Origin of the sequence: Jeotgalibacillus sp. S-D1, assembly GCF_004358665.1 — a bacterium.
Taxonomy (GTDB): domain Bacteria; phylum Bacillota; class Bacilli; order Bacillales; family Jeotgalibacillaceae; genus Jeotgalibacillus.
Genome location: NZ_SMZR01000003.1, coordinates 187,105 through 207,129, shown reverse-complemented (window position 1 = coordinate 207,129; position 20,025 = coordinate 187,105). Strand labels below are relative to the sequence as shown.

The following is a 20,025-nucleotide window of genomic DNA, read 5'->3' as shown; positions in this document are numbered from 1 at the left end:
AAAAATTGGAGGAACTAAAATGAGTGAGACGAAGGTATGGCTTTCTCGTTACCCAAAATCAATGCCAAAGGAAATCAGCATCCCAACATACTCATTGCCAGATATGCTTCAGAAGATTACAGCAGAGCATCCTGAAAAAAATGCACTGTCCTTTTATGGGAAAAAGGTAACCTATCAGGAACTTCAAACAGCGGTGGATCGTTTTGCTGCAGCGCTTCAAAAAAACGGTTTCCATAAAGGAGACCGCGTAGCCATTATGCTGCCAAACTGTCCGCAATATGTTATCGCCTATTATGGAACGCTGACAGCAGGCGGCATCGTAACACAGGTAAACCCAATGCTTATTGAACGGGAGATCGAGCATATTCTGAATGATTCAGGTGCGGAAACGATGGTCGTATTTGATGCGCTGGTTCCCCGCGTAAAAGAAATTCAGAAGAACACAGACCTTGAGCAGATTGTGGTTGTCAGTCTGCAGCCTTCTCAAGAGGACTTTTCTCCGGGCAGAAAGTTTGAGAGCTATCTGGCAGAAGAGAACGGCCGGGCAGCGCCTGTTGAAATTGACGCAGCACAGGATGTGGCTGTTTTTCAATATACAGGAGGCACAACAGGTCGATCGAAGGGAGCTATGCTGACCCACCAAAATATTTTATCAAATGTCATTCAGTCATATGAGTTTTTTAAAGACAGTATTGAAATTGGGAATGAGAAATATTTAACGATCATTCCGCTCTTTCATGTGTTTGGTATGACAGCCTGCATGAACCTATCAATATTTACTGCAAATGAATCCATTATGCTGCCGCGCTTTGATTTAGAAGAAGTGCTGAAGACCATTAAACATGAACAGCCTACGATTTTCCCCGGGGTGCCAACCATGTACGTAGCGATTACCAATCATCCACATGCAGAGGATTATGGGATCGAAAGTATTGCTATTTGTAATAGCGGAAGTGCGCCGATGCCGGTTGAACTGCTGCGGGAGTTTGAAAGAAAGACAGGCTCATTGATTCTGGAAGGCTATGGTTTATCAGAAACCTCTCCAACCACACACTGCAATCCTGCATTTGCAGAGAGAAAGCCTGGCAGTGTGGGGATCGGACTGCCTTCCACTGACTATAAAGTGGTGGATGTGGCAACTGGCACAGTCGAAGTGCCCCGGGGTGAGCTTGGAGAAGTGATTATTAAAGGCCCGCAGGTAATGAAGGGTTATTGGAATATGCCGGAAGAAACGGCCCAAGCCCTTCGAGACGGCTGGCTGTTTACCGGAGATATTGCCAGAATGGACGAGGACGGTTTTTTAACGATTGTGGATCGGAAAAAAGATATGATCATAGCGAGTGGCTACAACATTTATCCGCGTGACATTGAAGAAATTCTGTACGAGCATCCCTCCGTTCAGGAAGCGGTCGTCATCGGGGTTCCGGACCCTTACAGGGGCGAAGCGGTGAAGGCGATTGTGGTGCTGAAAGAACAGAAAAGTGCGGATGAAATGGAATTAATCGCATTTTGCAAGAACAATATGGCTGCGTATAAAGTGCCAAATTCAGTCGAGTTCCGCAATGAACTTCCAAAAACGAGTGTAGGTAAAATACTGCGCAGGGCGTTAAGAGAGGAACAGCAGCTGCAACATACTGCCGGAGAAAAAGGGAGCGGGGGATCTATGGTATAATTCAAGCGATAATTTACAAGAAGCGGGGAAGTTCAGGATGAAGGAAAAAATAACCGAACAAAGCATCAGGCTCTTTGAGAAAAAAGGGTTCAGTGAAACGTCCATTCAGGATATTGTGGAGGCCAATGGGGTAACCAAAGGTACATTTTATTATTATTTTTCAAGCAAGGAAGAGCTTCTGATGGATATCCATCTCAAGTATATCGATGATCTGCTTTTGAATCAGGAAAACATTTTACGGGATGAGACAACGAGCTGTAAAAGCAAGCTTTTTGCTATTGTTCATATGCTGATTGGCAACATCAAAACGCAAGGTGCCAGCGCCAAGGTGTTTTTCAGGGAAATGAGGCACTTAAATGAGGAACGCCTTGCACTCATTGTTCCTAAAAGGGATCAGTTCAGGATCAATATCGAAAATCTGCTGAATGAAGGCAAGGATAACGGCGAATTCCGGAAGAGCCTGAATACATCCATCGCTACTTTTGGTGTGCTTGGCATGGCAAATTGGAGCTATCAGTGGTTTAATCCTGAGGGTGTGATATCTGATGATGAAGTGGCAAAAATTTTTACCGAAATGATTTTAAAGGGAATTGAAGAGTGAGGAGCGAGTTGCCTGCTCCTTCATACCGGCTATAACATACTAACTGGTTAGTATAAGGAGGAAGAGATCATGAACGCAGCTGATGTAAAAACAATCACCGTTATCGGGTCAGGAAGCATGGGTCATCAAATTGGCATGCTCTGTGCACTGGGAGGATTTACGACCACTATTCAGGATGTAAATGAACCCGCACTAAAGGATGCGGAAGCGAAGCTCCACAGCATTTTAGATAAATGGGTGTTAAAAGAAAAGCTGTCACCAGAACAGAAAGCCCAGGCATTTAATCGGCTGGCGTTTTCTCAGAATTTGGAGGAGGCCGTTAAACAAACAGACTTTGTGATCGAAGCCGTTACGGAAAAGCTTGAGGTAAAAAGGGAAGTATTTAGCAAGCTTGAACAATTTGCCCCTCCTCATGCCATTTTTGCAACTAACAGCTCAACAATCGTGAATAGTTTGCTGGCAGGGGCTGCGAACAGGCCCGATAAAACAGTCAATATGCATTTCTTCTTTCCGCCGCTGATTATGGACTGTGTTGAAGTCGTAATGAGTGAACAAACGTCAGAAGAGACGGCTCAGATTACGATGGATGTCTGTAAGAAAATCAATCGCACCGCAGTACTATTGCAAAAGGAAATCTCAGGCTTTGTTGCAAATCGTATTTTAGGCGCACTGCAAAAAGAAGCAGTTGCTTTATATGAGCAGGGAATAGCAGATTACAAGGATATTGATATTATTTGCCGCAAAGCACTAAATCACCCGATCGGTCCTTTTGAGCTGATGGATCTATCCGGTTTGGATGTGGCCTGCTTTGTGATGGAGCAGCGCTATCAGGAAACAGGTGACCCGGAGGATAAACCGTTTGACTGTGTGGTAGAGAAGGTAGAAAAAGGAGAACTCGGCAGAAAAACAGGCAAGGGCTGGTATGAGTACGATCAACAGAAAGTATCGAGGTAAGGGGGCTTCTGAAGAATGCAGGAAACTGAGGTAACTGTCCGCTTTTGCGAAACGGATGCACTGGGGCATATCAACAATACCAGTTATTTTATTTATCTGGAAGAAGCGAGACTGACGTTTTTTAAATCGTTGGGCTACAGTATGGACATCGAAGACTGGAAATTCATTATTGCCTCCACTAAATGTGATTTTAAAAGCCAGGGTTATTTTAATCAAACGCTAACCATCAAAACAGTGGTGTCCCGTATTGGTACAAAAAGCTTTCAGCTTGATCATGTCATCAGCTGCGCTCAAACAAAGGATGTCATTGCTGAAGGAAATGCGGTCATTGTTTACTATGATTTTGAAAATCAAACGAGCGCAGAGATTCCGCAGCCATTAAGGGAAGGATTGGAACGCAGCCTTCAGCAGACGATAAAATAACGGAATATTCTTTGTTTTGGGAGGGGATCGCAATGAGCCGGCAGCAATTAATGGACACGATTCCGGTAAAAGAAGGAGAAGAGCTCAATAACGTTCTGTTAGAACGGTATCTCAGGGAGCAGCTGAGTGATTTGCCGGATGCACCGCTTGAGGTTCAGCAGTTTTGGGCAGGACATTCAAATCTTACGTATCAATTGAAAGCAGGGAGCTGGGAGGCTGTTTTAAGACGGCCGCCTTTTGGAAAACTGGCTCCGAAGGCACATGATATGAAAAGAGAGTTTCGTATTCTTTCAGAGATCCATCCGCTTTTTTCACAAGCGCCAAAACCGCTTCTATTTTCTAATGATGAGTCGATTGTTGGAAGCCCGTTTTTTATTATGGAAAGAAAACACGGCATTGTCATCGATACAGATTTCCCTGAACAGATAACCGTCACAAAAGAGCTGCGTCAAAAGCTTTCCCATACGATGGTCGACACAATGGTGAAACTGCACGACATTGATCACAGCAGCACCGGTCTGAATGAAATCAGCAGCCCGGATGGCTTTATGGAAAGACAGGTGCATGGCTGGATTGGCAGATATGAGCGGGCGCAGACAGATGACATAAAAGAAGCGGAAGATCTGAAGCTGTGGTTAAGCAGCCATATACCTGAAAGTCAGCCAGCTGCCATCATCCACTATGATTTTAAGTTAAACAATGCAATGTTCAGTGAAGATATGCAGTCTGTCATCGGACTTTTTGATTGGGAAATGGCCACCGTTGGAGATCCGCTGGCTGACCTTGGAGCAGCCATGAGCTACTGGATGCAGGACGACGATCCGACAATCTTGAAAAATGGTCTGGGAAAGCCCTCGGTTACTGTGCAGGAAGGTTTTTTGACCAGGGATCAGTTTATTGAGGAATATGCCAGAAAAAGCGGCCGCGACGTATCTGCTATGAATTTTTATTTAACCTTTGCTTACTTTAAGCTCGCAGTGATTTGCCAGCAAATTTTTTATCGTTATAAAAAAGGGCAGACGAATGATGCCCGCTTTTCCAATTTCGATCAATTTGTTAGAAGTTTAATTGTTCATGCGGCAGCTATTGCACAAAAGGATCGATAGTGTGAAGGGGGAGGAGGAGATGACAAAGATCCATGTGCTTTTTAAAAAAGAGGAGATTTCAGAGTGGAAAATAAAAGAAGGCAACAAAACAGCTGTAGTGCTGGATGTTTTGTTAGCTACCACGACGATCACATCCGCTCTTATGGACGGGGCAAAGGAAGTCATACCGGTCAAGGATATTGAAGAGGGCCTGCAGACAGCCGCAAAGTTTCAGCAGGGGAGCTGTATTTTGGCAGGCGAAATCCATGCGAAGCCGGTTAAAGGCTTTCTTTATCCAAGTCCCGGTCATCTTGCATCAACCGTCCCTCATAAAACTCTTATTCTATCAACCACAAATGGCACAGTCGCCTTGAGAAATGCTTCTGGTGCAAAGAACGTTTACATAGCCTGCCTCCTCAATAATGCGGCTGTCGCCCGTGTCGTTAAAGATGGTCCCCCTGATCAGACCATTATTGTCATTTGTTCAGGTAATTCAGGTGAATTCAGCCTGGAGGATTTCTATGGAGCCGGCCACTTTATCGATTGCCTTCTCAAGCTGGAGGAAGGAGAGGTTATGTTATCTGATGCTGCTTTAGCTGCCCGCCGGTTTTTTCTGAGTGCAGAAGAAGACGCACTCAGGGTTTTGTCTTCTTCAAAGGTGGGAGAGCTGTTTTGCCGTTATGATTTTCTGGATGAACTGGCATTTGCTTCTCAATTTAATATCACCTCTATTGTGCCTGTGCTCAAAGATGGACGGATTGTACTAAACAATCCCAATAAAGATAACAGGGAGGAATGGTTCGATGGAACAAGCAAATCTCATCAATAAAGGATCCGCGTTCCTGTATGAAAAGCTTGACCCCCGCACACTTTTTACACCGGAGAATTTTACAGATGAACATAAAATGATAGGATCCGCTGCCAGACAGTTTATTGAAAAAGAGGTCGTGCCTTATAAAGAGGAAATTGAAAATCAGAACTTTGAACGAGTCACTCAATTATTGAGAAAAGCAGGGGATATGGGTTTGCTTGGACATAGTATCCCGGAAAAATTCGGGGGGCTTGGCCTTGATAAAATCAGCAAAGGAATTGTAGGTGAAATGGTCGGCCCATCAGGCGGCTACGGTGTCGCCCATTCCAATCATACGTGTATTGCCACACTGCCAATCACTTATTTTGGCACTCTTAAGCAAAAAGAAAAGTATCTGCCAAAGCTTGCCTCAGGCGAGTGGGTAGGGGCCTATTGCTTAACGGAACCAAATGCAGGGTCTGACGCATTAGCAGCTCAAACAACTGCATTTCTAAATGATAAAGCGACTCATTATGTATTAAACGGCACGAAAATCTATATTACAAATGCAGTATTCTCGGATACATTCATCGTTTACGCCAAGGTGGACGGTGTTCATTTTACCGCTTTTATTGTTGAGCGGAATACGCCGGGACTATCACTCGGTCCTGAGGAAATAAAAATGGGCATCAAAGGGTCCTCCACCAGATCGGTCATTTTAGAGGATTGCCAGGTACCGGCAGAAAATCTTTTGGGTGAGGTTGGAAAAGGGCATGTGATTGCGCTGAACGTATTAAATCTCGGCCGTTTTAATTTAGGCTCAGCGTGCGTAGGGGCATCAAAAGCCGGCTTAAAAAAAGCCCTTCAGTTTGTGCAGGAAAGAAAGCAGTTTGGAAGAGAAATAGCCCAGTTTCCTGCTACGAAAGGAAAGGTCGCTGTAATGGCTGCCCGACTTTATGCCGCTGAATCACTTCAATATCGGACTGCTGGTCTATTAGAAGATTCACTGGGGGATTTATATGATTCCGGTGATTTAAAGCTGATTGGACGGCGGATGAGCGAATACTCAATTGAATGTGCGGTGTGCAAGGTTTTTGGTTCAGAAACGCTCGATTTTGTGGCGGATGAGGCGTTGCAGCTTCACGGGGGAGCCGGTTTTATTAAGGAGTATGGCATTGAGCAAATGTACCGCGACTCTAGAATTAATCGTATTTTTGAAGGCACAAATGAAATCAACCGCCTGCTGATCCCGACAACGCTGATCAAAAAAGTGTTGAAAGGAGAGATCGATCTCGGGATGCATGTGGAAAAAGCATTGTCAGAATTAAGTGGAGGCATCAATGAAGCAGAGGGCTATTTTGACCAGGAAAAAGCTGCCGTGAACGTGATGAGAAACCTGTTCCTGCTCAATGCAGGGCTTGCTTGGGACGCCTATGGCCAATCGCTTGTCCAAGAACAGGAAATACTGATGAACCTGGCAGACCTTGCCATTCAGCTGTACGCAGCAGAGTCCGCTGTGTACCGGACATCTAACGCCATTCAACAAAATGGCACAGACAAAGAGGAGTTAAAAATTAATTTAACAAGAACATATCTGGAAACGGCAGTCTGGGAAACAGAACGATTATCCAGAAAGCTCTTGGCCAACCTGACTTCAGGGGAAGAGCAGGAACGTTTGCTGACGTTGACGATTCAGCATTGCAGCCGTTTCCAGCATTTTAGTCATTCCATTCAACCGAACAGGAGTATCGCAGATCAGCTTTATCAAAGCAATCAATTCGTATGTTAAACCAAAGCGACAGGAGGAAAAAAGATGAAAGCGATTCAGCTGAAGGAATATGGCGGCCCGGAGGTTCTAAGTGTTGTGGAAATGGAAAAACCGGTACCCAAAGGACATGAAGTGCTGATTGAAATTCAGGCTGCAGGTGTTAATTATGCAGACACAGCAAGGCGGGAAGGTCAATATGTGGTTCCGACACCCCTTCCTTTTATCCCGGGAGCAGAGGTGGCCGGGATCGTCATTGAATCAGGAAGCGATGCGGCGCATATAAAGCCAGGCACCCGGGTGGTTTCATTAATCGAATCTGGCGGATACGCAGAGTATGCCATTGCTGATTGCCGTTCAATCATTCCGATTCCGGATGAACTTGATTTTCAACAGGCAGCTGCTTTGCCATTACAGGGATTGAGTGCCTATCATATTCTAAAAACAATGGGGCGGATTGAACAGGGAGAAAGTGTACTGATCCATGCAGCTGCAGGGGGTGTTGGCACGATCGCTGTTCAGCTTGCTAAATTATTTGGAGCGGGAAAAGTCATTGCTACAGCAAGCACCGATGAAAAGCTTCAGCTGGCCAAAGAAATGGGTGCTGACGTGCTGGTCAATTATACACACGAAGGCTGGGAACAAGAAGTGTTGGAAGCAACCGGCGGAAAGGGAGTTCATCTTGCGCTGGAAATGGCGGGAGGAGATGTTTTCTATAAAACACTTAAATGCCTTGCAACGTTTGGCAGGCTGGTCGTTTATGGGGTGGCAAGCGGGGAGCAAAGCAAGTTTAACCCTTCCTCTCTTATGGCTCGGAACCAATCCGTCATCGGTTTTTTCCTGCCGCAAATTATGAGAAAGCCGGAGCTTCTGAAACCAAGCTTAACGGAGTTGCTTCGTTACGTGACTGAAGGGAAGCTGACGCTTACGATCGGGGAGGTTCATAACCTGGAAAACGCCTCACAGGTCCATGAGCTTATGCAGTCGCGGAAAACAAAAGGAAAGCTTATTTTAGAACCGGGGAAACAGGGGTAAAAGCGTTTTTTTATAAACATGAAATTGTAAAGAACAGTCATATCCAGACAAATGGGAAATGTTTTAAAGGAGACCGGTCCATTTCCGCTGCAGGCGGCGCTTTCCGCGGGGCGGGGGTGAGCCTCTTTGATGCTGCGCATCTTCAGAGTCTCACCTTTCCCGCTGCGTCCCGCAGGAGTCGCCGCCTTCCGCTCCAATGGACCTACACTTTCAATCTCTTATTGTGTAATCAAAAAAGATAATAATTCTGCACAGATAAAAAATGTTTTCACGATTGTTTTTCGTGTGAACATTTTTTTAGTTTTGTCCCAGTTTTAGAAGTATATCAATCAATAATAACATGCTGAAAGTCGACCATCTTCTTATCTTTTCTAAAGCTGTCAGGTGACATGCCGATCATTTTCCTGAAAACTTTACTAAAATAGTTAGCATTTGTATATCCTGTTTCCACCGCAATATCCTGAATCGATTTATTGGTGGTAATCAATAACTCCATTGCTCTTTTCACCCTTGTTTTAGCAAGAAACTGAATGGGAGTTGTTTTTAAATGTTTTTGGAATTTGTTTGTGAAATAGTACTTTGATAGAGCAGCGCGTTCAGTTATATCTTCAAGTGACAGCGGCTGGTCATAATGAGTTTCAATAAAATGCACAGCTGAACGGATGTCATCAGGCAGCTGTGTGCTTGAGCTGCCAAGGCCTTTTGAATAGCGGTAAAATTCCATAATGAACTCATAGCCGTGGGCTGAGGAGATAAATGTGTCCTCTATGCCTTCCTTTAAGGCAAATTGATAAATTTTCTGGAGAGTAAAGATAAGCGGTTCATTGGCGTCTATCTTAACCACCATTCCAAACTGGTCAATCATTTGATCCCAGCATGCTTGAGCTTTCGAACCTTCCAGGGTTATAAATATAAATTCCCACTCAGGGCTTGCCTCCGGAAGATAATAGCAATGCTCGCCCGGCACTTTCACGATGAAGGCTTCGCCGGGTTTAACGCTGTATGTTTTTTCTCCAGCCTGAAATTCACCATAACCGCTGATCGTGTATTGGAAAATGCAGGTGTTTGCATCATTTTGACGCATGCGGCCGTCCCAATAATAATCGGTGGAGGTTCTTTTTTCCATGCCAATAGACGTAATACGCACCGCTTCTGTTAAGGGTTCCTTTGAAATGTGATAGACGAAGCTGTCATGAGTTTCATTCGATCCATAAAGCAATATATTACCCTTCTTTCCGATTTTATTTACCATTGTTTAGTAAATGAAAGCGCTGTATGATGTGGTATAAGAATTACATTAATTAAATTTTAGTAAATAATCAACTAAAAATTTATTGGAGGAACGTAAATGAAAAAAATCACTTTTATCGGAGCAGGAAGCACGATTTTTACAAAAAACGTACTAGGGGACTGCATGCTGTCACCTGCGCTGCAGGAGTTTGAGTTTGCCTTGTTTGATATTGATTTAAACCGTCTTTCTGAATCCGAAGTGCTCTTAAATGCTTTAAAGAAAACACTCTGTGCGGGGGTCACGATTAAAACCTACACGAATCGTAAAGAAGCTCTCGGCGGTGCCAGCTACGTGATTAACGCAATCCAGGTAGGGGGCTACAAGCCGAGTACGGTTATTGATTTTGACATTCCGAAAAAGTACGGCCTGCGTCAGACGATTGCGGATACCACCGGCATTGGCGGACTGTTTCGAGCACTTCGCACCATTCCAGTTATGCTTGATATTGCCAAGGATATGGAAGAGGTTTGTCCGAATGCCTGGCTGCTGAATTACACTAATCCGATGGCTACATTAACCGGAGCTGTATCCCGTTACACCAATGTAAAAATGGTTGGCTTGTGCCACAGTGTCCAGGTTTGCACCAGTGATTTACTGAAGGATCTTGAAATTCCGCATGAAAATATTGAAGAGCGCATTGCAGGGATTAATCATATGGCCTGGCTGCTTGAAATTAAATCAAATGGCAAAGATCTTTATCCTGAAATTAAGAAAAGAGCAAAGGAAAAACAAAAAACAAAGCACCATGACATGGTCCGTTATGAATTGATGGACAAATTCGGTTTTTATATAACTGAATCTTCTGAACACAATGCTGAATACCATCCTTATTTCATTAAAGATAAATATCCGGAATTAATTGAACGTTTTAATATTCCGCTTGATGAATATCCTCGCCGATGCGAAGAACAGATTGAAAATTGGCTGAAAACAAAGGAAGAGCTTTTACATGAGCAGAATTTAACCCATGAACGATCAAAAGAATACGGCTCCCGCATCATTGAAGCAATGGAAACAAATGTACCCTTTGTGTTTGGCGGGAATGTCGTCAATACCGGAGGACTGATTGCAAATCTTCCTGAAAAAGCAGTGGTAGAGGTGCCTTGTATTGCAAACCGCAATGGTGTTACACCTGCTTATATGGGGGAATTACCTGAGCAGCTTGCGGCGCTGAACCGTACGAATATCAACACACAGCTGGTAACAATCGAAGCTGCCATTACCAAATCAACCGAAAAAATTTATCAGGCTGCAATGCTTGACCCGCATACATCCGCTGAGCTTTCAATGGATGACATCATTAATATGTGTGATGAATTAATAGAAGCCCACGGGGAGATGCTGCCCGGATATTCAAAAGAGAAGCAGGCTATCAGACAGTAATACTGTCTGATAGTAAAAAACGGGGCTGGGAACCCCGGTTGAAAAAATAATTGTAAGCGCTTTACCTCCTGGATTAATCATTTTGGAACGTAAACTTTACTACATGTCTTGGAGGCGATGAAATGGCAACGATCAGAGATATTGCTGTGAGGGTAAATGTTTCAGCAGCTACTGTTTCAAGAGTTTTGAATCATGATGATACGCTTTCTGCCTCACCTGTCACCAAGGAAAAAATCTTTGAGACGGCAAAAGAGCTTAATTATCAGACGCTTAAAAGCAGGCGCAAGCAAAGCATGATTCAGCTGAAAGAAGCGGCGAACAAAGAACGAATAAAACTGGGCATGATCCTGCTCCAATCAAAAGAAGAAGAAGCAAATGATCCGTATTGGCTGTCGATCCGTGAAGGAATTGAAAAAGAATGTTCAACCAGGGGAATTGATTCGCTAAAGCTGATTCGGCTTCAGAATTTGCCAGCCTGGCAAAAGGAATTTTGTGAACTGGACGGATTAATTATCATCGGGCGAATGGATTTTCATATCTTGAAATCAATTAACCAATACAACAGCAATATTGTACTTATCAATCAGGATTCTCACGATGATCAATACGATTCTATTATTTTTGATTACGAAAAAGCAGCGAGTTTGGCGATGGATCATTTGATCGAAGCCGGGTACAGCAGGATTGGCTATCTCGGCGGAAAAGAGAAAATATCGATTGAAGACATTCAGGTTATAAAAAAGAACTATTCATTGGATGCACGCAAAAGCATCTACGAAAGCAAGATGAAACAACGCAAGCTGTATGATGAGAATTTGATGTTTATTAAGGAGTATTCGATTCAATCGGGATACGATTTAATGAAGCAGGCAATCGCAAAAGGCGATCTGCCGGAAGCATTTTTTATTGGCAGCGACTCTATGGCAATTGGGGCATTAAGAGCACTGCAGGAATCTAAAATAAGGATTCCGGAAGACGTTGCCATTGTCAGCTTTAATGATATTGAAATGGCTAATTTCACTTCACCGCCGCTGACTACTGTGAAAATTCCAACAGAGGATATGGGGCGGCTGAGTGTCAAACTGATGATTGACCGGTTAGAAGGAAGAACTATACCCGTGAAGGTCATGGTCCCATCAAAATTGGTCATCCGTGAAAGCTGTGGATCTTTAAAAGCTCAGATGTGTTAAAAACCGTTGATTGTAGCTGAAGGTGGGAGACTGCAGAGGGAAAACATAATAAAAGCTTTTCAGATGTAATTCACCATTAAATTAAACCATCTTAAGACAGGGGGAAAAACAATGAAAAAGACTATTGGTATATCGGTCCTATCTATTTCAGCAATGATGGCTATTGCCGGCTGCGGGGGCAGCGGCAGCGGCGGTGAAGGACAAGTTAAATTAACGCTTATGTCTACAGCTACTACAAAAGCGGATCAGGATATCTTTAAGGAAATCGTAAAGGATTTTGAAAAGGAAAATCCGGACATTGATATCGAAGACTCTTATCCGAGTGATGGCTATGAAGATCTTGCCCGTGTCAAAATGGCAGCGAATGATCTGCCGGACCTATTCGATACACATGGCTGGGCAACAAGCCGGTACAGTGAATACACAGAGGATTTAAGCAGCATGGACTGGGCATCAAGGCTTGACCCTGCAATGGAACCTATTTTGACAGATGAAGATGGGAAGCTCCATGCGTATCCGATTAATCAGGCGCTGGACGGGGTGTCTTACAATAAAACACTGCTTGATGAATATGGCATTGAAGTCCCTGCTACGTTTGATGAATTTATAGCAGCGCTTGAAGAAGTAAAAGAAAAAAGCAATGGAGAAGTCGTCCCACTTTGGCTGGGCGGTGCAGATAAAAGTCAATTCGGCCAATATTTTGATCAGTTTGCTACACCGCTTCTGATTACAGATGAAGAAAACAGTTATGAAGAGGAACTGCTGGACGGTTCATTTGATTGGTCCAACTATACGTATCTGGCAGAAAAGTTAAAGGAAATGAATGATAAAGAACTTTTAAATAAAGATGTGCTAACGGCACAAGTAACCATGGGCCCTGAACTGCTGGCACAAAATAAAGTGGCTTTTGTCATGCTGAACGGTTCAGTGGGACGTGAAGTAACGGGTCTGAATCCGGATGTGCAGATGGGCACAATGCCAGTGCCGCCTATCCATGAAGGAGATTCTCCAAGCTGGATTGGCGGAGAGCGTCATACTCTTGCCGTAGCCAATAATTCTGAATACAAAGAAGAAGCAAAGCAATTCATTGAATACATCGCACAGCCGGAGGTCGCTAAAAAGTTTGCTGAAGGAACTTCTCTGCCGGACGCTTTAACAGATGTAGAAGCCGATAACTATTTCGCAGAATTTTATAAGCAGTACGAAGGTACACAGATCCAGCCCTACTTTGACCGTCTCTATCTTCCAAGCGGCATGTGGGATCCTATGGGCGCAACCGGTCAGGAATTAGTTGCCGGCACCCTTACACCGGAGCAGGTTTCAGACAAGATGTCCCAGGAATACACTCGTTTGAGAAGCGAATAACAGCAGGAGGAAGAGAAGCATGAACAGCTTCTTTTCCTTCCATCATGCAGCAAAGGGGTTGAGGAAATGGTTCAAACGCTGACGAAGGGTTCGGTTAGAGCAAAAACTGAAAGTAAGAGAAAAAGAAAAAAGCGCGGAGATTCTTCATTGTGGTGGATGTACCTGCCAAGTGTGCTGATCGTATTTCTATTTATTATTTTTCCATTCCTTGATGGGATTCGAATATCTTTTACCAATTGGAACGGTTTCTCTCAGGCTTACGATTATATTGGATTTGACCAATATAAAAGGATGTTTGCTGACCCTGATACATGGCTGGTCGTAAAAAATACATTGCTATATGGTATCGGCAGTACAATATTGCAAAATATCATTGGACTAGGATACGCATTATTGCTCAATCATCATTTAAAAGTACGCACTCTAACCCGGACAATTATTTATCTTCCGGTCATCATCAGTCCGCTCATTATGGGTTACATATGGTATTTCTTCTTTGCTTATAATGGCGGGGCGCTCAATGACATTTTTATACTGTTCGGCATGGAACCAATCAACGTTCTAAGTGATCCAGCAGTTAATCCATACATCATTGTGTTCGTTAACACATTTCAGTTTGTCGGCATCGCCATGATTATTTACCTTGCAGGTCTTCAAAGTATTTCAAAAGATTACTATGAAGCAGCAAATATTGATGGTGCGTCTGCATGGCAAAAATTCAAGGCGGTTACCCTGCCGCTATTGATGCCTTCCATTACGATTAATATCGTACTGAATATTATCGGGGGACTGAAATTATTTGATGTGATTGTCGCGTTAACAAATGGCGGTCCAGGCAACGCATCTCAATCGATGTCCACCTTTATGTACAACTTGTACTTTGCAAGACAGGATGCAGGTTATGCAGCAACACAGGGTGTACTGATGGCTCTTATTATATTGATTATCAGTATGTCGGCACTAATTTACTTTAAACGAAAAGAGGTTGAGGCATAATGAATCGGCAATCTTCAAGTAAAAAGTGGCTGCTTACTGGTCTGGCTCTTGTTATTACAGCATTTCACCTTATTCCATTTTACATCCTGCTTACGAATTCATTAAAACAAATGGGTGATTTTACTTCAAAATGGTCGTTTCCGGATTATTTTAACCTGGAGAACTTTGCGCTGGCCTGGGAGCAGGCTGGACTTGCCAATGCCTTTACCAATACAGCGATCATTACATTTTCTGCGGCTGTACTTCTTATCCTTTTTGGATCGATGGCTGCTTATGCTTTGGCCAGAAGAACGACAAAGCTCAATAAATTTGTATATATCCTGTTTGTAGGAGTCATGGTTATTCCTCCTTTAACTGCTCTTGTACCGTTATATCGCCTTGTCGTAAATTTTGGATTAATGAATACACATATAGTAGCGGTATTAAATAATGTTGCGGCTTTTCTGCCATTAACTATTTTCCTTTATGCTGGATTTATTCGGTCGACCATTCCAAAAGAGCTTGAGGAAGCGGCGAAAATTGATGGAGCAAGCACACTGAAGATCTTCTTTAAAATTATTTTCCCTCTTTTAAAGCCGATTACTGCAACTGTGCTCATTATCTCCTCTGTTTATATTTGGAACGATTATCAATTTGCCATCTTCTTCCTGCAGGATTCAAGTGTTCAAACGCTGACTGTGGTTCTTGCAAGCTTCTTTGGACAAAACGGCAGCCAGCTAAACCTGGTTGCAGCAGCGGCTTTATTGGCTTCATTGCCAATGATCATCGTATTCCTATTCTTACAGCGGTTCTTTATTGAAGGACTAGCAGCGGGAAGTGTGAAGGGGTAAAGGAGACCGGTTAATTTCCGCTGCAGGCGAGGCTTTCCGCGGGGCGTGCGGTGAGCCTCCTCGAGCTTGCAGCTCTGCGGGGTCTCACCTGTCCCGCTTCATCCCGCAGGAGTCCCGCCTTCCGCTACAATTAACCTAAGTGTTTTATAATTTGTAAATAGAAAAATGACTCTGTTCAAACACAGGGTCATTTTTCATTTAAAGTTTAATATTGGTCAGAATTGAAAGCAGGTGATAGATATACTGGAAATTGACATATGAATGTAAAGTTTCGATTACGACAAAGGAGTCGCTGCTCACTATGTAGAATTTAGTATACAGCCTGTTAAATAATGAAACGGGTGAGTCAAAGGAGGCGGAGAGCTGTGAGTGAAGGCTTTGATACAGACTTTTTAGGCGGGGACAACAGCGTGCCGTTGCCAAATCTGACTGGTGAAACTGCAATGCAGGCACTGAATGAAGGTCAGCAATTCCCTTTTATGCATTTTTCCATTGTCATGAATAAAAGCCGCCGTTTTCTAATTTATGGGGCGAATAATGTGGACCGGAATTTAATGAAGGAAGTGACCAGGGGAAATTCAGATTGGCATTTTGACTTGCGCATCGGCCAGGAAAACCAAGTTGGAAACGAACTGTACCGAAATAATAACTGGGATCGCGGACATATGGTCAGAAGAAGAGATGTGTGCTGGGGAAGTATGGAAGAAGCAGTAAAAGGAAATTATGATTCATTCTGCTGGGCAAATATTGTCCTGCAAAACGCCCAAATAAATCAGGGGATTTGGAATGAAATAGAAGAGTGGATGCTGAATAACGAAGATAATGTTCAAAATAAACTTTCCATTTTCACCGGTCCTATTTTCACCGGGAATGATCAGGAATATTGCGGCACCGGTCAAAAGCCGGGTTGTGGTATAAAGATTCCAGCAGGCTTTTGGAAAGCAATGTTTTATGCTGATTCTTCCAATACACTGCACTCTGCAGCCTTTATCGTAAAGCAGGATGAATTTTGGACAGACAACGTCGGAAGCACATTGGAAAATCTTGAAAGCTACCAGGTTCCATTACGGACAGTCAGTGACTTAACGGGGATTGAATTCGAAGACAGACTCTATCAGACCAATCCTTTATTCTATCGATCTTCCAGCATGACCATCAGGGCGGGAATTGCTGCGCCGGAATTTAATAAGCTGCGCACTGCAAGTGATTTAATCTTAAAGCGCAAAAGCATCTAATGATTAGTGTAAAACACCATAAAAATAAAAAGGGGTACGGCAGGGGGAATTCCCTTTATGCCGTACCCTTTAATCATTTAAAACGGGTTTGTTCCCCAAAGTTGAGAGGTCTTAATAAATGTCCGCTGTTCAAGCTTCAGTAAACTAACAATGTATTCAGCGACATCTTCTGCCTGCATAAATTTCTCAGGATTTCGGTCGTTCGAATTATTTCCGCGTGTCAGGTCTGTTTCCACCAGACTTGGTGTTAAAACACTTACCCGGATATTATTGCGGCGGACTTCCTGCATGAGTGATTCGCTCATTCCAATGACGGCAAATTTTGATGCGCTGTAAGCACTTGATCCTTCCGTCCCTTTAAGACCGGACATAGAAGAAATATTAATAATATCTCCGCGGTTTTTCTCAATCATGCCTGGAAGGGCAGCTTTAGTTACATGCACAATCCCCATCACGTTTGTATCAAGAACTTTTCTCCACTCATCTGTTGTAAGCTCCATAAATGATCCGTAAACGCCTACTCCTGCATTATTAATAATAACGTCGAATGAACCGAGTTCCTGCTCCAGTTTTGTCACTGCCTGCTGAACCATTGTTTCACGTGAAACATCTGCTGCAGCAACGGCAAAGACTGCCCCGATTTCTGTCAGTTCACCTCGAATCGAATCAAAGCTTTCCTCCGATCGGGCGATCAGGCCAAGTTCAGCCCCTTCCTTTGCAAGTGCAATCGCTGTTGCGCCTCCAATTCCACGGCTTCCGCCTGTAATTAAAACTTTTTTACCTTTTAGGGATTGCATGTATTATCATCCTTTCTATTTTTACTCTGCCTTATGTTTATTCACCATTATTAGGCGGAGAAAACATAGGGGTGCTTTTTTGCAGGATGCCATTAAAGTGACACGGTGTCACTTTTTGGTTGACATATGACACTCTGTCATATAGAATAAGAACATAGACATGTGACACAGTGTCACAACAGAGGTGAAAAGGATGCAAAAAGAGTTTTCTTATTTGGATCGACTGAAAAAACTTACATTGGAATTACAAAAGCAGGGAGTTAATGCGTCTTTATGTAAAAGGCCTGTCACTAAACCAAGCCGTGTCATATAGAGTCTTCAGAGAGAGGAACGGAAAAATGGGAGTAAAAGAAGTAAGCAGTGGTAAACAAATGAAAGAACTAAAAAATGAGCTGGTCCGGTTTATGATGATGTATAAGTTCGCGTTAGCTGAATTAAACACAAAGATTGATATTCTAAAACAGGAATTCCATTACATTCATGATTACAATCCAATTGAGCATGTCAGTTCACGAATCAAATCACCTGAAAGCATCATTAAAAAAGTGCATAAAAAAGGGTACCCATTTACCTTGCCGAAAATTAAGGAAAACATTAAAGATATAGCGGGAATACGCATTACCTGTTCTTTTATTTCTGATATTTACGAGCTGAGCAATATGCTGCAAAACCAGCAGGACATTAAGGTATGTGAAGTGAAAGATTATATTAAAAGTCCTAAACCGAATGGTTACCAGAGCCTGCATCTTTTATTGGAGGTTCCTGTATTTATGTCCGACAGAGTGGAAAATGTCTGTGTTGAAGTTCAAATCAGAACGATTGCCATGGATTTTTGGGCGAGCTTAGAGCACAAAATCTATTACAAATATAATAAAGATGTTCCTCAGAAATTAGTTGACGAGCTGAAGGAAGCCGCCATTTCAGCGGCACAGCTGGATCAAAAAATGGAAGGCATTCAAAAAGAAATGAATCAGTTTAAAGATACCGTCAGCACGGAAGAGGATTTGCAGGAGCTGTTAATTGATAAGGAACGTTTCTTCCTTCCTCCTGACTTTTTCAGCACAGGAATTGTAAAATAATGAATAGACACTACGTAAACGAGCAAGGGAGACATTGTTTTGCCAAAACTGACATTTTATAATTTATCAGAAGATAAAAAACAAACATTAATTGCCTCAGCAAAAAAGGAATTTTCCAGAGCTCCTTTATCGGAAGCCTCAATATCAAATATTATTAAATCCGCCGGCATCTCCCGCGGGAGCTTTTATCAGTATTTTGAAGATAAAGAGGACGTATTCTTTTATCTGTTAAATGAACAAACGAAACAAAGAAAATCAGATTTTATACTGTCGCTGGCTAAGAATAATGGCGACCTGTTTGATTCCATGATTACTTTATTTACATCCGTTCTTCAAAATGAGGACGACAGCAACTTTTTAAAAAATGCTTTTTTAAATATGACACATAAAATAGAAAACTCCTTTGCCGGAATGATCAATGACAGCGACCGGACAGAGAATTTCAAAAAAATGACGGCGTTAATCAATAAGGATAAACTCAATGCCGAGAATGATAAAGAGCTGTATCATCTTCTGCAAATTGTCATTGCGGTGACCTTTCACAGCATTGTTGAGAAATTTTCGCGTGATTTGTCTTTTGAAGAAGCGCTAAACAATTATCAAATGGAAATTCATCTATTGAAGAAAGGTCTTTGCCGAAATGAATAACGACACTCATAAGAAAATAAAACATAGTAAATTATCCCCTGCGGCCATCGTTAAACGGGGAATAGCCATCAGCATCGGGGCTTTATTAATGGCCGTTGGGCTTGAAATCTTTCTGGTTCCAAACCAGGTTATTGATGGCGGAATTACCGGTATCTCCATCATGCTCTCGCACATTACCGGATTAAAACTTGGAATTGTTCTCTTTGTATTGAACCTTCCATTTGTCTATATCGGATACAAACAAATTGGTAAAACCTTTGCAGTATCTACTACATTTGGCATCTTGCTGCTATCAATCTTTACTGTGCTGCTGCATCCCGTACCTGCTTTTACAGATGACATTCTGCTGGCCACCTTTTTTGGCGGTATGGTACTTGGACTTGGGATTGGCCTTGTGATCCGCTACGGCGGTGCGTTGGATGGCACGGAAATATTGGCAATCTTAATTAATAAAAAAGTGCCGTTCTCAGTAGGCGAAATTGTGATGTTCTTTAACCTGTTTATTTTAAGTGCGGCAGGGTTTGTGTTTAGCTGGGACCGTGCGATGTATTCCATACTGGCGTATGTTGTTGCCTCTAAATCAATTGACGCCGTCGTACAGGGAATGGAACAGTCAAAATCAGCCTGGATTATCAGCGACGAATACCAGGAAATTGGAGATGCCATCAATGCAAGGCTTGGAAGAGGCGTTACCTATTTTCACGGTGAGGGAGCTTACTCGGGTGATACAAAAAAAGTGGTGTTTTGCATCGTCACCAGACTGGAAGAAGCAAAGCTGAAGTCTCTTGTAGATGAACTGGATCCCACGGCCTTTTTGGCGGTCGCGGACATTACAGAGGTGCGCGGCGGGAGATTTAAGAAAAAAGACATTCATTGATCTAAGAAT

General features: G+C 43.0%; 19 protein-coding genes. 17 read left to right on the top strand and 2 right to left on the bottom strand.

Translation table 11 applies throughout. From position 1 onward, the window contains the following. The first annotated feature begins 19 nt into the window (after positions 1-19). The 8 genes from E2R51_RS11755 to E2R51_RS11720 all read left to right on the top strand — a co-directional run bounded on the left by E2R51_RS11755 (position 20) and on the right by E2R51_RS11720 (position 8,325). A complete protein-coding gene (locus tag E2R51_RS11755) occupies positions 20-1,672 on the top strand; it encodes a long-chain-fatty-acid--CoA ligase (RefSeq protein ID WP_133377272.1) in 1,653 nt (550 codons plus the stop codon). A gap of 37 nt (positions 1,673-1,709) precedes the next feature. Then, a complete protein-coding gene (locus E2R51_RS11750; protein WP_133377271.1) occupies positions 1,710-2,273 on the top strand; it encodes a TetR/AcrR family transcriptional regulator in 564 nt (187 codons plus the stop codon). Between the two features lie 69 nt (positions 2,274-2,342). Next, positions 2,343-3,227, top strand: a complete 885-nt coding sequence (locus E2R51_RS11745; RefSeq protein ID WP_133377270.1) for a 3-hydroxyacyl-CoA dehydrogenase family protein — start codon at positions 2,343-2,345, stop codon at positions 3,225-3,227. Positions 3,228-3,242: 15 nt separating this feature from the next. After that, a complete protein-coding gene (locus E2R51_RS11740) occupies positions 3,243-3,650 on the top strand; it encodes an acyl-CoA thioesterase (RefSeq protein WP_133377269.1) in 408 nt (135 codons plus the stop codon). A gap of 32 nt (positions 3,651-3,682) precedes the next feature. After that, a complete protein-coding gene (locus E2R51_RS11735; protein ID WP_133377268.1) occupies positions 3,683-4,756 on the top strand; it encodes a phosphotransferase family protein in 1,074 nt (357 codons plus the stop codon). Between the two features lie 19 nt (positions 4,757-4,775). Next, positions 4,776-5,564, top strand: a complete 789-nt coding sequence (locus tag E2R51_RS11730) for a 2-phosphosulfolactate phosphatase (RefSeq protein WP_133377267.1) — start codon at positions 4,776-4,778, stop codon at positions 5,562-5,564. Further along, positions 5,539-7,314, top strand: a complete 1,776-nt coding sequence (locus tag E2R51_RS11725) for an acyl-CoA dehydrogenase family protein (RefSeq protein ID WP_133377266.1) — start codon at positions 5,539-5,541, stop codon at positions 7,312-7,314. The genes E2R51_RS11730 and E2R51_RS11725 overlap by 26 nt, the downstream gene beginning before the upstream one ends. Before the next feature lie 24 nt (positions 7,315-7,338). After that, the gene (locus E2R51_RS11720) at positions 7,339-8,325 is read left to right on the top strand and encodes a quinone oxidoreductase family protein (RefSeq protein ID WP_133377265.1); all 987 of its coding nucleotides are present in this window, start codon (positions 7,339-7,341) and stop codon (positions 8,323-8,325) included. Positions 8,326-8,650: 325 nt separating this feature from the next. Here E2R51_RS11720 and E2R51_RS11715 read toward each other — a convergent pair whose 3' ends face one another. Further along, a complete protein-coding gene (locus E2R51_RS11715; protein ID WP_165967211.1) occupies positions 8,651-9,544 on the bottom strand; it encodes an AraC family transcriptional regulator in 894 nt (297 codons plus the stop codon). A 129-nt stretch (positions 9,545-9,673) separates the two neighbouring features. On the opposite strand from E2R51_RS11715, the gene melA reads away from it, so the two are divergent. The 6 genes from melA to E2R51_RS11685 all read left to right on the top strand — a co-directional run bounded on the left by melA (position 9,674) and on the right by E2R51_RS11685 (position 16,615). Continuing rightward, positions 9,674-10,999 (top strand): alpha-glucosidase/alpha-galactosidase, encoded by a 1,326-nt coding sequence (gene melA, locus E2R51_RS11710; RefSeq protein ID WP_133377263.1) that lies wholly within the window; start codon positions 9,674-9,676, stop codon positions 10,997-10,999. A 122-nt stretch (positions 11,000-11,121) separates the two neighbouring features. Continuing rightward, positions 11,122-12,189: a LacI family DNA-binding transcriptional regulator gene (locus E2R51_RS11705; protein WP_133377262.1), complete on the top strand. Its 1,068-nt coding sequence runs from the start codon at positions 11,122-11,124 to the stop codon at positions 12,187-12,189. A gap of 111 nt (positions 12,190-12,300) precedes the next feature. Next, positions 12,301-13,554, top strand: a complete 1,254-nt coding sequence (locus tag E2R51_RS11700) for an ABC transporter substrate-binding protein (RefSeq protein ID WP_133377261.1) — start codon at positions 12,301-12,303, stop codon at positions 13,552-13,554. 66 nt (positions 13,555-13,620) lie between these two features. Continuing rightward, on the top strand, positions 13,621-14,550 hold the full coding sequence (locus E2R51_RS11695) for a carbohydrate ABC transporter permease (protein WP_133377260.1): 930 nt from the start codon (positions 13,621-13,623) through the stop codon (positions 14,548-14,550). Next, entirely contained in the window at positions 14,550-15,380 is an 831-nt protein-coding gene (locus E2R51_RS11690; protein ID WP_133377259.1) for a carbohydrate ABC transporter permease, read from the top strand. The genes E2R51_RS11695 and E2R51_RS11690 overlap by 1 nt, the downstream gene beginning before the upstream one ends. A gap of 365 nt (positions 15,381-15,745) precedes the next feature. After that, positions 15,746-16,615 carry a DNA/RNA non-specific endonuclease gene (locus E2R51_RS11685; RefSeq protein ID WP_240733060.1) on the top strand — a complete coding sequence of 290 codons (870 nt, stop codon included), beginning with the start codon at positions 15,746-15,748 and terminating at the stop codon, positions 16,613-16,615. Between the two features lie 77 nt (positions 16,616-16,692). Here the strand turns inward: E2R51_RS11685 and E2R51_RS11680 are convergent, their stop codons facing one another. Further along, the gene (locus E2R51_RS11680) at positions 16,693-17,412 is read right to left on the bottom strand and encodes a 3-ketoacyl-ACP reductase (protein ID WP_133377257.1); all 720 of its coding nucleotides are present in this window, start codon (positions 17,410-17,412) and stop codon (positions 16,693-16,695) included. 338 nt (positions 17,413-17,750) lie between these two features. Between E2R51_RS11680 and E2R51_RS11675 the strand changes: the two genes are divergently transcribed. The 3 genes from E2R51_RS11675 to E2R51_RS11665 are packed head-to-tail and all read left to right on the top strand — an operon-like array spanning position 17,751 to position 20,016. Next, positions 17,751-18,491: a GTP pyrophosphokinase gene (locus tag E2R51_RS11675; protein ID WP_133377256.1), complete on the top strand. Its 741-nt coding sequence runs from the start codon at positions 17,751-17,753 to the stop codon at positions 18,489-18,491. Positions 18,492-18,530: 39 nt separating this feature from the next. Continuing rightward, entirely contained in the window at positions 18,531-19,139 is a 609-nt protein-coding gene (locus E2R51_RS11670) for a TetR/AcrR family transcriptional regulator (RefSeq protein WP_133377255.1), read from the top strand. After that, positions 19,132-20,016 carry a YitT family protein gene (locus tag E2R51_RS11665; protein ID WP_133377254.1) on the top strand — a complete coding sequence of 295 codons (885 nt, stop codon included), beginning with the start codon at positions 19,132-19,134 and terminating at the stop codon, positions 20,014-20,016. The genes E2R51_RS11670 and E2R51_RS11665 overlap by 8 nt, the downstream gene beginning before the upstream one ends. Positions 20,017-20,025: the final 9 nt, after the last annotated feature.